This window comes from Bartonella sp. AP11XZML, assembly GCF_042196445.1.
In the GTDB taxonomy this organism is placed as follows: Bacteria; Pseudomonadota; Alphaproteobacteria; order Rhizobiales; family Rhizobiaceae; genus Bartonella.
Window position 1 is genome coordinate 1 of the sequence record NZ_JBHIQF010000007.1, and the last position, 14,441, is coordinate 14,441.

Genomic DNA, 14,441 nt, shown 5'->3' on the forward strand with positions numbered 1-14,441 from the left:
GGAGCAACTATGAATAAGAAAACGCGTAAGGGTCTATCGGTTCGTGCGTTTGCGAAGAAGATGGGTGTTTCACATAATGCGGTGGTTTCTCGGATAAAGACAGGTAAATTTGATGCGGCTCTTTTTGAAGATGGTTCTGTCAATGAAGCGCTTGCAACAGCCATCTGGAATGAGAATCCAACAAAGCGACCTATCCCATTTTTAGCACCTGATGGAAAGGTGCGGACAAAGATCAAACAAGCCTCCACAGATGGAGCCAATGAATACAAGATAAAACTGGAGCGAATGCAAGTTGCGCTAGCAAAAGAAAAAATTGCTCTGGAAAAGTTACGCGAAACCACTGTTGATCGTGAAGAAGTGAGAAAAGAAGCATGGAACTTTGGAAGAGCGCATCGAGATACAATGCTCAATTTTGCCTATCGCTTTGGTACTGAAATTGCGGCGCAAGTGGGATGTGATGCTGCGAGCCTTATTGGAGCTATCGATCATCATATGCGCAAAGCTTTAGTAGAAAATGTCGTCCCTGTTTCTTTTCACGATCCCAACATTTTAGAAGAGAATCCAGAACATGATAAGTGATGCTTCGCCCTCGTCCTCTGGTGCTGGGCTCTTTTTTTGCTATGCGAATGAAGGACGCCGTCCTGACCCGCCTTATACTGTTTCCCAGTGGGCTGATAAAAATCGTTATTTGAGCACAGCTACGAGTGCTGAGCCTGGGTTATGGAGGACTATACGTACCCCCTATTTACGAGAGATCATGGATAATCTTTCTGTTTATGATCCGACTGAAACAACGGTTGTGATGAAGGGGGCTCAGATTGGAATGTCGGAAGCAGCATTGAACTTTTGTGGTTATGCCATTCATCATAGTCCAGGACCTGCCCTTTATGTGATGCCGACAGTTGAGACCGCTAAGAAACTGTCAAAGTCTCGTCTTGATCCGATGATTTCAGCTAGCCCTGCTTTAAGTGAACGCATTGCTCCTGCTCGTGCAAGAGACAGTGGAAATACAATGTTTTCAAAGGAATTTTATGGGGGAACATTGATGATTACAGGAGCAAATAGTGCTGCTGGATTGCGTTCTTCTCCTATTCGCTATTTGGTTTTGGATGAAGTCGATGCTTACCCATTGAATGTCGATAATGAAGGCGATCCTGTAACAATTGCTGAAAAACGAACCTCTGCTTTTATTCAACGTAAAATTTTTAAATTGTCCACGCCGACACACCGTGACACAAGCCGTATCGCCAAGGATTTTGTGCTAGGAGACCAGCGATATTACAATGTTCCTTGTGATGCGTGTGGTACGCTACAACCGATTGTTTGGTCACAAATCAAGTGGCAAAAAGGCGCCCCCGAAAAAGCTGTTTTTGTTTGTGCGCATTGTGGTCATGAACATGCCGAACATCGTAAGTCCACCTTAATGGCAGAAGAAAACGGTGCTTGCTGGATCGCAACACAGGAGTCAAGTAAGCCTCGTCTGCGTTCTTACCATATTTCAGCGCTTTATTCGCCATGGCTGACTTGGGGCGATTGTGCGCGCGAATTTTTAAGAGCCAAAGAAGACCCTGCTCTTTTGCAAGTTTTTATTAATACAGTGCTTGGAGAGCCATGGGAAGACAGAACAGGGGAAGTTGTTGACCCTGATAGCCTTTATGCAAAACGTGAAGATTATCCATTGGCACCAGAACAAGCCGTGTTGTTGACAGCTGGTATTGATGTACAAAACGACCGCTTGGAACTTGAAGTGGTTGGATGGGGACGCAGTGAAGAAAGCTGGCATATTGATTATCAAGTTATCCTTGGTGATCCCTCTTCTTTTGAAGTATGGGACCAATTGGATGAATATCTTACAAGACGCTGGCCGCACTCTGGTTACAAAGACGGCATCAGGATAACGGCTGCTTGTATTGATACCGGTGGTGGACACACACAAGCGGTTTATAATTATGTGCGCCCTCGTGAAGGACGACGTATCTGGGGGATTAAGGGACAAGCGGGATGGCGTGCGGTATGGCCACGCCGCCCAAGCAGAAACAATAAAGGACAGATCAATCTCTATATTGTTGGTGTTGATGCAGCAAAAGATATTATCACAGCACGGTTTAAAAAATCCGGTTCTGAAGCATCGGGGGCTGGTACAACACATTTTCACAAAAACCTTGATCGGGAATATTTTGACCAGCTAACCGCTGAAAGAAAAGTCATCAAATATTTTAAAGGCTTCAAGCGCATTGAATGGCAAAAAAGCGAAAAGGCAAGAAACGAAGCTTTGGATTGTAGGGTCTATGCTTATGCGGCTTTACAAGGTCTGATTTCGGCAGGAATAAACCTTAATCGAGAAGTCGATATCTTAGAAGAGCGTTTGGAAAAACTTAAAGTTGAAGGCTCTTTAGAGCAGCCAACATCAGAACATGTGCCCTCTCCTTCTCCAAGAAGATCTCAGACAGCACAACCTCAAAGGAAACAATCCAGAACGGTGATGAATCCTTATATGCAAGGGGATTGGAGGTAATTTATGGATACAGACTTGAACCACGTAAACAGCAAAACTGACAGACTGGAAAGTTTAAAAAGGCGGCGTGAACAAATTGAAGAGGCTCTTTATTCGGGTGCGCAATCGGTGCGCCATGGCGATAAGCAAGTAAGCAACCGTTCTGTTGAGGAACTGCGCAGAGCGCTTGAGATGCTGAACACACAAATAGCGGACCTTGAAGGGCGCAAGCGTTCACGCGTTTTCTATTTTAATATATCACGAGGCTATTAATGGCTGGCTTTATCAATAAACTCACGGGCTTTTTTACAATTTCTCGTCAACACAATCCCCATTTTGAAGCGGCAAGCAAAAGCCGCCGTATGGGTGGTTTTGACCCCGCAAAAAAACATATCAATAAAGCGATTGAGGAATGCGGTGATACCATTGTTGCCCGTTCAAGATGGCTTTATGACAATGAAGCTCTTTATGGGTCTGCAACGGAGGAATGGGTCTCTGCGGCTGTCAGTGATGGGATTAAACCTTATCCTCGTATTGAAGGTTTTCAAGAAGAAAAGAAAAAGCTTTTAGACTTATGGTGGCAATGGGTTGATGAAGCAGACTACGACGAAGATGCCAGCTTTTATGGGCTGCAAGCAACCATTGCACGAGAGGTCTTTTTAACCGGCGAATGCTTTGTAAGATTGCATTATGTTGACCTTTATGGGCGCTCTGGTGTGCCTCTTCAGTTGCAAGTTTATCCTACTGAAATGCTGGATCTCACTTATAATGGACCTGCTGAGATTGAAGGCAATTACATTCGTATGGGAATTGAATTTAATGCCAGTGGTAAGCGCGTTGCTTATCATTTCTGGGAACATCATCCCTATGATGATTGTCCTGCAAACAGAGCCTTTAAGAGCCAAGAGCGCGTGCGCGTGCCTGCTGAAATGGTCCTTCATATCAAAGAACGCCGGATTGCCGGACAATTGCGCGGTTCTCCCAAAATAACGCGCTGTATGACAAAGATCTTTCAACTCGAATCCTATGATGATGCAGAACTTGATCGAAAAAGGACGGCGGCTCTTTTCGCGGCGTTTGTCAAGGACAATTCACCAAACGTCGAAAAATTATCCGATAATCGTGATAAAAATAACGTTGAAGAAGAATACAAAGCACCTGTCATTGCGCCCGGTGCATCTCTTTATTTAGGAGAGAATAAAGAGGTTACATTCTCAAATCCTGTTGAGGTTGGTGGTTCTTATGAGGCTTTTCAATTTCGCAATATCTTGAAAATTTGTGCAGCACTTAATATGCCTTATGCCGTTGTGACTGGAGACGTTACGCGGGGGAATTTTTCAAATGTGCGTACCTCCATCATTCAGTTTAGACGTCATGTTAAACAATGGCGTGAACATATCATTGCCTTTCAGTTTAATCGCATTATATGGGAGCGTTTTGTTGAAATGGCAGTGCTTGTCAAATGCGTCGATTTGCCAGGGTGGGAAGAAAATCCCTTGCCATGGCTTCAATGTGAAAGCTTTGCGCCTCCGCTTGAAATGATTGATCCAAACAAGGATATCTCAGCGGAAAAAGAAGAAATCCGTGCAGGCTTGAAAACACGACGCATGGCACTTGCTGAGCGGGGCTTTGATATCGACAGCATTCATGCCGAAATGCAAGAAGAACACACAGACGCTCGTGCGCGCGGATTATCTTTTGACACCGATATGGCAGCGCCCTCTGGTAGCAATCAAGTAATTGATACCGCAGATTCAGACACTTCTGAGACTTATGAAAGTAACCAAGGCAGTGAGGCACATAAAAATGGTGAATAATCTTGATATGCCGTTCTTGGCATCACGGCTTTTTGGTGTTCCTCATATGCTTGCATCGACAAAGCTTGATATCATTCTCAATGCTCTTGCGCCGCGTCTTTTTGAGGGAGAAAAGTTTGTCCCTGGGGCTTTTGCGCAAGGGGATACAGAAGCTTTCAGACCCCCTGAAACTTATGTAGTACAAAACAATGTTGCTATCCTACCGGTTCATGGCACGCTTGTGCGCCGTGGTGCATGGCTTGGGGCTTTATCGGGGCTAACCTCTTATGAAGGTTTAAGGGCTTCTTTTCGTGAAGCCATTGCACAACCTGATGTTCGCGCTGTCTTACTTGATATTGACAGCGGCGGTGGAGAAGCCGGTGGTGTCTTTGATTTGGTTGAAGAGTTTCAAACACTCTCAAAACAATACAATAAACCCATTTGGGCACATGCCAATGAGTTTGCTTGTTCAGCGGCTTATGCCATTGCTTGTTCTGCTTCTCAAATATGGGTTGCTCGCACGGGTGTTGTGGGCTCGATTGGGGTTGTTTGTGCTCATCTTGACCAGTCCCGTTCAGATGAAAAACACGGGCATAAATGGACCTTTGTCTTTGAAGGGGATCACAAAACCCATGGCAACCCTCACGAACCCTTGAGCGATACAGCACAGATAAAAATGCAAGCCGATTGCGCCCTGCTCTACGAGATGTTTGTCGATTTGGTGGCGCAAAACAGACGCTTAAATGCTGCTGCAATTCGTGACACAAAAGCAGAAACTTTTATAGGCACCCAAGCGATCACGCTTGGATTAGCAGATGCGCAAGGCACACTTGCGCAAGCTTTGGAAGCCTTAACGGATTCCATATCACAAAACCCAACATCAACAACAAAAGAAGGACAAAACACATGGCACGCACACAATACCGCGCTGAAGAAGAGGATGACGAAAAGATCGTCGACATCATCAATGACGAGGAAGAGGACGAAGACGATAGTGACGTCGACAAAAACGCCGAAGACTTCGACGATGAAGAAGAAAACGAAGATGAGGATGAAAACAACGAAGACAAGCAAGAAAACATAAAAGCTGCTCTTGAAAAAGAAAGAAAACGCGCAAAAGCACTAACAACCCTTGAAAGGCAAGCAAAGCACTTAGGCGTTTCTTTTGACGCAGCAAAAGCTATTCAAAACGGTATGAGTCTCGAGAAAGCACGCCAGTGTGTGTTGACGGCTGCTAGCTCTCAAAGCGCGTCTTTAAAAGTCTCGCCTTATGCCCCTCATAGTGATGGGACGAGCAAGGCAAAGATTCACGCAAAATGGGAAGCAGCTTGGAGGGCAGTGAAATGACGAATATTATTTATGACGACGTACGCAATGGCGCTTATCTTGGACCCTACGACCCTGACATGTCAAACGAAGAAGTGGTGTTTGCATCAGGAGCATTCATTGAAGCGGGAACTGTCATGGGGAAAATTACAGCATCACAAAAATATACCCCCCTTAATCCAGCAGCATCAGATGGCAGTCAAACACCGGCAGGGATTTCTTTTGCCACTATTGACGCAACAGAAGCAGATCAACGCGCCGTGATTACAGCACGCTTATGCACTGTAAAAGCGTCTGAACTGCTATGGCCAGATGCCATTACGGATGAGCAAAAGAAAGCAGCCATTCAGTCTTTAGAAGACCATAACAACATTCTATTGCGATAGGAGAATGCACACATGGATATGAATTTTTTTAAACATGATGCTTTCTCAAGCATCACAATGATGAAAGCCATCGAAAACTATGAGTTTCAACCTGGTCTTGTGAGCTCTCTTAATCTTTTTGAGGAAGTTGAAACCAGTACCACAGTGGTTGGTATTGAACGGCGTGATAATACATTTTCGCTTATTCAAACCAGTGAGCGCGGGGCACCTTTAGAAGAAGGCGATAGAGATGGTCGTAATCTTCGGTTTTTCAAAACAACACGGATTGCCAAAAGTGATACGGTGAAATCAGAAGAAATCCAAAACCGTCGTGAATTTGGCGCAGAAGATCAGTTAGAGACAGCAATGAAATATATTGCCAGAAAACAAAAGAAACTGATTTCTGAAATCGAATTGACATGGGAAAACATGCAACTTGGCGCTGTTCAAGGTGTCGTCCTTGATGCCGATGGCTCTGTCATTGTCGATTGGTACAAGGAATGGGAAATCGCACCACCAAAGCCGATTGACTTTAAACTGAATAATGAGACAACCAATGTTGCGGACCATGTTGATCAAGTCATTATGAAAATGATTGAAGCTTCAAAGGGAGCGTTTTCTGATCGTTCACGTATTATTGGGCTTTGTGGAAATGAATTTTTCTCCAAATTGAAAAACCATAAAACAATTCGTGAGACTTATCTCAACACAGCTCTTGCACAAACGTTGAATAGCGCTGGAGGAGTTGCAACACCAAGTTCGATTGGCTCTGGGAGCTTTGGCAGTTTTGACTTTGCGGGTGTGACCTTTATCAATTACCGGAGTATCCACAACTATAATGTAAGTGCGAAGGCTGGAACAAAGCGCGCCATAGGCATTAAACCGGATGAATGCCAATTCTTGCCTGCCAATGCACCGGGAGTGTTTCAAAAAACCTTTGCACCGGGAGAAAGTTTGGATTTTGCCAACACGGTTGGAAAACCGCTCTACACCATGTTGATCGTTGATAACGACCGTAATGCATGGGTAAAGCCGGAGGTCTATAGCTATCCGCTTTACATTTGCACACGTCCTGAAATGCTCTTTAAAGCGGTGCTTGGAGCGAAATAACATGCGATGGCACGGGCTGCTAAACCAAATGGTTAAAGATGTGCGCAACACCTTTGGGCAACCCGTCATCTACACGCGAAAAGATAATCAACAATCATTTCAAATTACAGCGATTTACACCATTAAGCATTCGGAATCGGAGGCTGGTGGCAGAATCCCCACGACAATCGCAAGAAAGGAACTTGATGTTTGTATTAATGATATCGGGGGAATACCACCAAAACCTCAAGATAGTATTGTGGTCCTCTCTCCTGAAAACAACAAAGCCCCCTCTTCTCAAGAACACTTCGTGATCACAGATGTCCAAGCTTCTGAATCCGGTATGTATAAGCTTATCTTGCGAGAGATAAAGTAAAAGCACACTTAATTTATTTTAAAAATGTAAAGTCACCTCTTGACAATATGGCAACAATGTGTCTATTGTCGAACTAGGTGCCTGAAAAACACCTTAAACACATAGCGGATAGATTGCCGAAACAGTCTTTTCACCGCCAATTAAAAGCTTTGACTCGTTGTATGTTAAACGCATATAATGACATTGTCGGGTGTGGTTATGCTATACAATACCCTTATGGGGAAGGCATAACGACGGGCTATGTGCCGTGTTTTTCAGCACCCGGCATCCTTTATTGGATGTCAATGAAAAACCTTTAAACACATAGGAGCTAAATCATGGCACAATATTTAATCGACATACATCAAACCAGTATTGATGGCGATATCGTTCAGACAGTAAATGCACGTGAATTACATGCATTTTTGGAAATAGGTAAAGATTTTTCTAATTGGATTACTGACCGTATCAAAAAATATAATTTATCAGAAAATCAAGACTTTGTTTGCTCGCCAATTTTGGCGAGCAAAGGTAGAGGTGGACACAATCGTAAAGATTATCATCTCACCTTAAGTGTAGCTAAAGAACTTTCGATGCTTGAGAATAATAAGAAAGGTAGAGAAGCGCGTTTATACTTTATCGAATGTGAAAGACAGTTAAAACAAGTAACAACACCACAAGTTGACTATTCGAAACCTGAAGCATTGCTTGGTGTTTTGAATCACTTACAAAGCCAAATCAAGCAGAAAGATCATGTCATTGCCGAATTAGCACCAAAAGCAGAAGCACTTGATGGTTTAAAGCGCTCTGATGGGTTGTTTGGTCTTATTGAAGCCGCGAAGATGTTAGAGGTGCGACCAAAGGATTTAACGGATTACTTGCGTAAACATGATTGGGTCTATCGACGTGCTCCAGGAGCGCCTCTGTTACCTTATCAGGATAAAATCAAGAAAGGATTCATGGATTGCCCTGCGATCACCATTCAAAGACCGGATGGTACAGAAAAGGTACTCCCTTCAACGAAAATCACCTCGAGAGGATTGGCATGTTTGAGAGAACAAATCCATGGAGGTGTGCAATGAAGATAGATACCAACTTCTTATGTGATTTGTGGATAGCATTGTTCCAGTTTTCTAATGATGAAAATATTAACGAAAAAGAGTGTACAGCTCTAGTTGATATCATGAGTCTTGTAGAAAAAGCTTTGATTTCAAAACTTCAGGATGAACTACCCAATATTACAAAGATTTTAGCAATTCTTACAGATTTTGGAGATTCAGAGTTACCGCATAGCATGGATTCTTTGTTACGCGCTTATGAACCAAATTTCGAGAGCCCCATTAGAAAGGTTGCTTAACTTAAAAACAAAACTCCCCTCCCTATCGTTAAAGGTGGGGAGGTAGTCAAGAGACTTCTTTAGGTAAGAACTCAAAATGAACGGATTTAAAATCAGTTAAGTCATAATCTGTAAGATCGGCAGTATCAACAAAGTTTTCTGCTTCTTCATCCGTCTTGAAAACGGGTATTTGTTTTAATTTAGAGGTTTTCATAAGAATTAGTTTTCTTTTAGTACGTATAGACTTTTAAAAGATTCAAAGTTTAGAAGAAATATATCTATTTAAACTCACACCATTTTCAGCGGCTTGTATTGCAAGTTTTCTATGGAGTTCTGGTGGTATTCTTAATTGAAACTTACCACTATATTTACCATGTGACAAAGGCACAGGAACTTCTTCTCCATTGTGTTGCATGTCCTCAACAACCTCTGAAACGAGATCCATAATGCCTTTTAAAGCTTTTTCTGCTTGAACATCTAACCATGAAAGGGATGGGAATTCTGCACACAATCCGACATATTCCTCATCTTCTTGCGACCACAAAACACGATATGTATAATGATTATTGTTCATGTTTCATCCTTTCTATCGCTTGTAAGACTTGTTTGACTTGATAAGCTTTTGCTTTGTTACCAGAATCTTTTTGAATATTCACACGAGGATCACCAAGCCACGGTGTTTTAAAAACAAAGTGGCTTGTACCATTGTTCCGCGGTTCTCCAAAGAAATAGACACATACAGCCAACAAATCTGAAAACTTGATGTTCTTTGGTGACGCTTTCATCAAGCTGATTATTTTTTCAACTTTATTGCTCATAACCAATAATAGTATCATTATTAATCCTAGTCAATCATTTTATACACTTAATTGGACAGGAGCGCCCATGCATCCGAGAGAAACGATAAGAGAAACATTTGTTGCTTTGATAAGGGCGGCAAAAACAGTGGCTGGTGACAATGTTTTCAATATGCGCGATTTCAATTTATTTATTGAAACAATGCCAGCTATTAATATCTCAACGCAAAGTGAAACGATTGAAGATGGCTATGATTATGGAGTAAGGCGGCGTGTTTTAACAGTAGATGTTGAATGCTATGCAACATGTGAAGATGGCGCACGTTTTGTTGACCAATTAGCATGGGAAGTTGAAGAGATTTTCCATGCCAACCCCAATCTTAACAACACCGTTGAGATATGCCGCCTGCAAAATATTACTTTTGCCTTTGGTGATAATGGCGCTCTAGCACTCCACGGTGCAATTTTAACCTTTGACGTAACTTACGTCACCAATATCCCCAACATGGATGAAGAAGAAAGCAGTGTAACAGCAAGACTCGTTGAACCTTTCTTAAGCTTTGAACCAGAAACAGGCGTGAGAAATAAAGATAAATACCATAAAATTGAAGGTGGACATGTTAGAGCGGCGCGATAAAGAGATCACAGATCTAAAGAGACGTGTGGCCAATATGGTTGTGGTGGGGAAGATTAGCCATGTCGACCATAAAAACGCACGCTATCGGATAAAAAGTGGCAATCTTGTCAGTGACTGGATTCCAGACACACAAGCCCGCGCCGGTAAAACACGTTCTTATGAAGGACGCGATGTTGGAGAGCAAGTGATTGTTGTTTCATCATCAGGGGATTTATCACAAGGGGTGATTATTGGTTCACTTCACACCGATGCTAATCAAGCAGCCGATAAAGGCAGCATTCACCGAACGATATACCCCGATGGAACCAGCCTTGAATATGATGATGAACAAAATACTTATGGAATTCATATCAAATCAGGTGGAAAATTTATCCTGACAATCGCTGATGGTGTGTCACTAAGAGGTGATGGTGGGAATCTAGAGCTTACCGCACCGGAAGGCATAAAGATTGTTTCAAAAAGCGATATAAATTTAAACGCAAAAGGCGGCATCTCTTTGAAGGCAGGTGGTGGCGTTTCTCTGAATTCGAATGATAGTATCTCTCTTCATTCTGGGAATAATGTTTCCATTCATTCAAGTGGACTAAAGCATAACGACACCAATGTAGGAGCAACCCATGTTCATGGTGGTGTTTCCCCTGGTGGCTCAATGACTGGAGGTCCCAATTGAACAGTGGAATGGACCGTACAACGGGAAAGCCATTAACCGGCATTGATCATTTACGCCAATCAATCCTTGATATTTTGTCAACGCGGATTGGTTTGCGTGTAATGCGACGTGATTATGGTTCACGTGTTGCGGAACTCATTGATGCACCGGTTAATAATGCTTTTGCTGTTGCCCTTTATGCTGCTGTTGCTGAGGCTTTAGATAAGTGGGAACCGCGTTTTAAACTGAAAAAAATTGATTTTAAAATGGTTGATGCTGGACAAGTTTCTTTGTCCTTTGAAGGCATTTATTTGCCATCGGGCAAGCCCATTACCATGGAAGGATTATTGATAAAATGAGTAAAGCGCTTGCAAAACCGGAAATTATTACAGAACTTTCTTTTGAGGAAATCCGCGCAGCGGCTCTGACCCATTTAAAAGAGCTTTTACCCGAATATACATTTTTGGAAAGTGATCCAGCCGTAAAAGTCATAGAGGCTTTTAGCTATCGAGAATTGCTTTTAAGACAGCGTATTAATGAGGCAGCACGAAACAACATTCTTGATTTTGCAATCGGTGAATCTCTTGATGCTTTAGGAAACTGGCATGGTATTGCCCGCATGGAGGGTGAAAGTGACGAGAGATATCGTGAACGCATACAGCTTCATGCCCGTGGTGGCAATGGTAGCGGAACAGAACCCTATTACAAGCTTATCGCCTTAACAGCCGATAGTCGAGTGAAAGATGCCATTATCTATCGTAAAGGCAAAGACCCAACCATCTATGTTGCTCTTTTTGGTAATAATGAAGAAGGAACAGCCTCTGAAGATCTCTTACAAACAGTTTCACAAGCTCTTCACAGAAAAAATATCATCATGACCAATGATACCATTATTGTGCATGCTGCTGTTAAAAAAGTGCTGGACTTAGAAGCAGATGTTTGGCTGTTACCGGAAACATCTTTGAAAATTCTCACGACAATGGAGGCAAATTTAAGAGCAGCATGGAGACAAGAACAAGCCATTGGTCGTGAATTAAGCCTCTCGTGGTGGGTTTCAAAACTGATGATCCCTGGTGTCCAAAAAGTGATTGCCATTACACCCACAAAGGACAGTGCAGTTTGTGATGAAGAAATCTTATCGATTGGCAAAATCACCTTAAACTTCAAAGGGCGTGCACGCTAATGGTTGGTTCCCTCCTCCCCACCCATGCAACAGAATTTGAGAAACGCCTTGCCGATGTTTGCGACTTTCATCAAGATGTTGATGGGTCTGTTTTGGGGATTTCACGTGCTAAATTGATCACGCGCCCTCCCCGTTTCTTACCGTGGCTCATTGAAGAATACGGGCTTGGTGAACTGACACCTTATGTTCCAAACCTCTATGATTTGATTGATCAAGGGCTTCAATGGCAGCGGATACGTGGCTCCCTTGCGGCAATAGAGATAGGGCTTGAATGGCTAGGGATTTCGGCACGCTTTCAACCCGCTTGGACGGGGCGAGCATGGTGGAATTCCTTTCAACTTGATTTTGATCAGTTGCCTGAACGAACACAACTTGAAGCCATTGAAGCAATCACAGATCTTTCCAAAAGTTTGCGCTCTGATTTTCGCCGTGGGACCTATGGTTATGATGTGCAAGCCATGGAAGGCAATATGTCACGCCTTGATGACAGCATGTTGGAGTATGAAAGCGGTGTTCGTTTAACAGCTGGGGGCACTTTGTTTTCCTTTGGGCGCACAACAGAGATCAATCACACGCTCACAAGAGAAGAAGGCAGGCTTATTGGTAATTGGATAGATGATGGGGATGAAGAGTTAAGCTGGGAACAAATCGATTATCCATGGGATATGGCAAATTTTCCGTGGTGTTCGGTCAAAAAACATGAACGCGATATACTCATGGCAGAGTGGTTCCAAAATCGTCCCCTTTATTTGGCTTTAAGAGACGCAAACAACACTCTGATTGGGTATCGCCGATGCTATGCTGTAGCGCCTGTAGAGCAGGTTTTAGAGGGTGTTTACAACCATTGTGGCAACAGATTTAACCCTTCCCCAACCGGCACTCTGTTGTTTCTGGCAGCCCGCACAGACTTTCATGATGTTGAGGACAAACAAGCCGCCTCTGTTTCCCTTCTCGTTCATGGCTCTCTTGCACAACAAACCCCTCCTGGCAAGCTTTGGTTAGGGGCTGATAAACTGTGTGGTGGTGTAGAAATTCTTAAAACACCTATCAACATTCCTTTGCGTGCTGATGTTCGCGAACAATTCAAAATTTTATTAAGGTTTTAACATGAAGCATGAAAGTGGTTTACCCTTTGCAATTGACAGATCGGTAGGCAAAGATGAACAACAAAGCGTGGTGTTTTATGGACAGCGTCCCTTCATCCAAAGTGGTGAACTCAATGAAGTTCAAACCATTATCAGGGGGCGGCATGACCGCTTGGGGCGCCTTGTGGCTAAAGAAGGAGACCGTGTTGAACGCGCTGATGCTTTTGTGAATAAAGAGACGCAAACTGTCACGTTAACAGAGGGCAAAATTTATATTGCAGGGGATATTTTTCCCGTCTGTGATGCTGTTCTCACCCATGTTTCTATGGTGGGTCGTATAGAAATTGGTGTTAAGCTACAAAAGAAATGGGTGACCTATGAAGATAATCCAGAGCTGTTGGGGCAAGTGCCAGGCTCCTTGGCAGAAGGAGAGCCCGGAGCCGCACGCGAAGTAGCAAAACTTGTTTGGGCTCTCAAAGAAGATAACCAGCAAGGGACTTTTTTTCCGGTTTATATTTTGCAAGATGGCGTTTTGATTGATCAAAAATCGCCCTCACTGCTTGAACCGGCCATGCAAGCCATTGCGACGTACGACCGTGCCCATGGACATTATATCGTCAAGGGTTGTCGAGTAACAGCTTTGGGACAAGAGGGACAAAAGCAAGTCTTTAGCATTCAAGAAGGAGAAGCCAATATCAATGGTTTCAAACGCAAACGCTTAGCAGCTTTGCGTCATGAAGAGATGCAAGATTTTTCGACGAGCGTTGTTCCTAGCGAAACGCATATTTTTTCGCCCCCAAAAGGGAAAACAAGCTTTACCTTTAAACCCTATTATTTTCCTATTGCTGATATTCAGTCTCTTTTGTTGACAAAAGAAAAAACCGTTACCGTCACCCGCGGTGCCGTTGCCGCAGGGCGTGATGGCGTGCCGGATAAAAGCATCACCGCGTTTATTAAAATCGTTCAAGGAAGCAAGGAATTTCAAGAAGGAACGGATTTTAAAAAAACCGGAGACACCATTGATTGGGCACCGGTGGGAGACGAACCTTTAGCAGGGAGCAGCTATAAGGTGACTTATCGCTATCGTGCAAAAATCACGGCTGATAAGGTAACAGCGCAGGAAATTACAGTATCAGGGGGTGCGGAGGGTGGTGATATCATTGTCAGTTACACTTATAAACTCCCCCGCATTGACCGTATTGGTCTCAACACACAAGGAAATGTCGTCTATATCAAAGGGATTTCTTCAGACCAACCCATGGCACCCAGTGTCCCTGATGATGTGCTCTCTCTTGCTACCATTACCAATAATTGGCTTAGCCCCCCCCC

The 14,441-nt window shown here is 43.4% G+C and carries 20 protein-coding genes; 17 read left to right on the forward strand and 3 right to left on the reverse strand.

All coding sequences use genetic code 11. From position 1 onward, the window contains the following. Positions 1-9 precede the first annotated feature (9 nt). The 11 genes from ACFIMG_RS00410 (at position 10) to ACFIMG_RS00460 (ending at position 8,782) form a co-directional block, all read left to right on the forward strand. Positions 10-579 (forward strand): hypothetical protein, encoded by a 570-nt coding sequence (locus ACFIMG_RS00410; RefSeq protein ID WP_375678590.1) that lies wholly within the window; start codon positions 10-12, stop codon positions 577-579. After that, positions 569-2,515, forward strand: a complete 1,947-nt coding sequence (locus ACFIMG_RS00415; RefSeq protein WP_375678576.1) for a phage terminase large subunit family protein — start codon at positions 569-571, stop codon at positions 2,513-2,515. Before ACFIMG_RS00410 ends, ACFIMG_RS00415 begins: the two co-directional genes overlap by 11 nt. A 3-nt stretch (positions 2,516-2,518) precedes the next feature. After that, entirely contained in the window at positions 2,519-2,767 is a 249-nt protein-coding gene (locus tag ACFIMG_RS00420; protein ID WP_375678577.1) for a phage head-tail joining protein, read from the forward strand. Beyond that, positions 2,767-4,311: a phage portal protein gene (locus tag ACFIMG_RS00425; protein ID WP_375678578.1), complete on the forward strand. Its 1,545-nt coding sequence runs from the start codon at positions 2,767-2,769 to the stop codon at positions 4,309-4,311. The genes ACFIMG_RS00420 and ACFIMG_RS00425 overlap by 1 nt, the downstream gene beginning before the upstream one ends. Further along, complete coding sequence (locus ACFIMG_RS00430; RefSeq protein ID WP_375678579.1) at positions 4,301-5,374, forward strand: S49 family peptidase; 1,074 nt, start codon at positions 4,301-4,303, stop codon at positions 5,372-5,374. The genes ACFIMG_RS00425 and ACFIMG_RS00430 overlap by 11 nt, the downstream gene beginning before the upstream one ends. A 110-nt stretch (positions 5,375-5,484) precedes the next feature. After that, positions 5,485-5,637 (forward strand): hypothetical protein, encoded by a 153-nt coding sequence (locus ACFIMG_RS00435; RefSeq protein ID WP_244395842.1) that lies wholly within the window; start codon positions 5,485-5,487, stop codon positions 5,635-5,637. Beyond that, complete coding sequence (locus tag ACFIMG_RS00440) at positions 5,634-6,002, forward strand: head decoration protein (RefSeq protein ID WP_375678580.1); 369 nt, start codon at positions 5,634-5,636, stop codon at positions 6,000-6,002. The genes ACFIMG_RS00435 and ACFIMG_RS00440 overlap by 4 nt, the downstream gene beginning before the upstream one ends. Positions 6,003-6,014: 12 nt before the next feature. Further along, on the forward strand, positions 6,015-7,091 hold the full coding sequence (locus ACFIMG_RS00445) for a major capsid protein (RefSeq protein WP_375678581.1): 1,077 nt from the start codon (positions 6,015-6,017) through the stop codon (positions 7,089-7,091). Between the two features lies 1 nt (position 7,092). Further along, complete coding sequence (locus tag ACFIMG_RS00450; protein ID WP_375678582.1) at positions 7,093-7,446, forward strand: hypothetical protein; 354 nt, start codon at positions 7,093-7,095, stop codon at positions 7,444-7,446. A 317-nt stretch (positions 7,447-7,763) separates the two neighbouring features. Continuing rightward, positions 7,764-8,507 carry an antA/AntB antirepressor family protein gene (locus ACFIMG_RS00455; RefSeq protein ID WP_375678583.1) on the forward strand — a complete coding sequence of 248 codons (744 nt, stop codon included), beginning with the start codon at positions 7,764-7,766 and terminating at the stop codon, positions 8,505-8,507. Continuing rightward, positions 8,504-8,782, forward strand: a complete 279-nt coding sequence (locus tag ACFIMG_RS00460) for a hypothetical protein (RefSeq protein WP_375678584.1) — start codon at positions 8,504-8,506, stop codon at positions 8,780-8,782. Before ACFIMG_RS00455 ends, ACFIMG_RS00460 begins: the two co-directional genes overlap by 4 nt. 46 nt (positions 8,783-8,828) lie before the next feature. Here the strand turns inward: ACFIMG_RS00460 and ACFIMG_RS00465 are convergent, their stop codons facing one another. Genes ACFIMG_RS00465 through ACFIMG_RS00475 form a run of 3 tightly spaced genes read right to left on the reverse strand, consistent with a single transcriptional unit; the run spans position 8,829 to position 9,597 of the window. Beyond that, positions 8,829-8,975 (reverse strand): CopG family antitoxin, encoded by a 147-nt coding sequence (locus ACFIMG_RS00465; protein ID WP_375633829.1) that lies wholly within the window; start codon positions 8,973-8,975, stop codon positions 8,829-8,831. Positions 8,976-9,017: 42 nt separating this feature from the next. Further along, entirely contained in the window at positions 9,018-9,335 is a 318-nt protein-coding gene (locus ACFIMG_RS00470) for a type II toxin-antitoxin system HicB family antitoxin (RefSeq protein WP_007554230.1), read from the reverse strand. After that, positions 9,325-9,597 carry a toxin HicA gene (locus ACFIMG_RS00475; RefSeq protein ID WP_012231065.1) on the reverse strand — a complete coding sequence of 91 codons (273 nt, stop codon included), beginning with the start codon at positions 9,595-9,597 and terminating at the stop codon, positions 9,325-9,327. Before ACFIMG_RS00475 ends, ACFIMG_RS00470 begins: the two co-directional genes overlap by 11 nt. 49 nt (positions 9,598-9,646) lie before the next feature. Here ACFIMG_RS00475 and ACFIMG_RS00480 point away from each other — a divergent pair, with 49 nt between their 5' ends. The 6 genes from ACFIMG_RS00480 to ACFIMG_RS00505 all read left to right on the forward strand — a co-directional run. Then, complete coding sequence (locus ACFIMG_RS00480) at positions 9,647-10,195, forward strand: hypothetical protein (protein ID WP_375678585.1); 549 nt, start codon at positions 9,647-9,649, stop codon at positions 10,193-10,195. Then, the gene (locus ACFIMG_RS00485; RefSeq protein ID WP_375678586.1) at positions 10,176-10,865 is read left to right on the forward strand and encodes a phage baseplate assembly protein V; all 690 of its coding nucleotides are present in this window, start codon (positions 10,176-10,178) and stop codon (positions 10,863-10,865) included. Before ACFIMG_RS00480 ends, ACFIMG_RS00485 begins: the two co-directional genes overlap by 20 nt. Beyond that, complete coding sequence (locus tag ACFIMG_RS00490) at positions 10,862-11,203, forward strand: GPW/gp25 family protein (RefSeq protein ID WP_375674650.1); 342 nt, start codon at positions 10,862-10,864, stop codon at positions 11,201-11,203. Before ACFIMG_RS00485 ends, ACFIMG_RS00490 begins: the two co-directional genes overlap by 4 nt. Next, complete coding sequence (locus ACFIMG_RS00495) at positions 11,200-12,027, forward strand: baseplate J/gp47 family protein (protein WP_375678587.1); 828 nt, start codon at positions 11,200-11,202, stop codon at positions 12,025-12,027. Before ACFIMG_RS00490 ends, ACFIMG_RS00495 begins: the two co-directional genes overlap by 4 nt. Then, positions 12,027-13,133, forward strand: coding sequence for a phage tail protein (locus tag ACFIMG_RS00500; RefSeq protein ID WP_375678588.1), 1,107 nt, complete (start codon positions 12,027-12,029; stop codon positions 13,131-13,133). The genes ACFIMG_RS00495 and ACFIMG_RS00500 overlap by 1 nt, the downstream gene beginning before the upstream one ends. A 1-nt stretch (position 13,134) precedes the next feature. Beyond that, positions 13,135-14,441, forward strand: a 1,307-nt coding sequence (locus tag ACFIMG_RS00505) for a DUF4815 domain-containing protein (RefSeq protein WP_375678589.1), incomplete at its 3' end; no start/stop codon positions are given.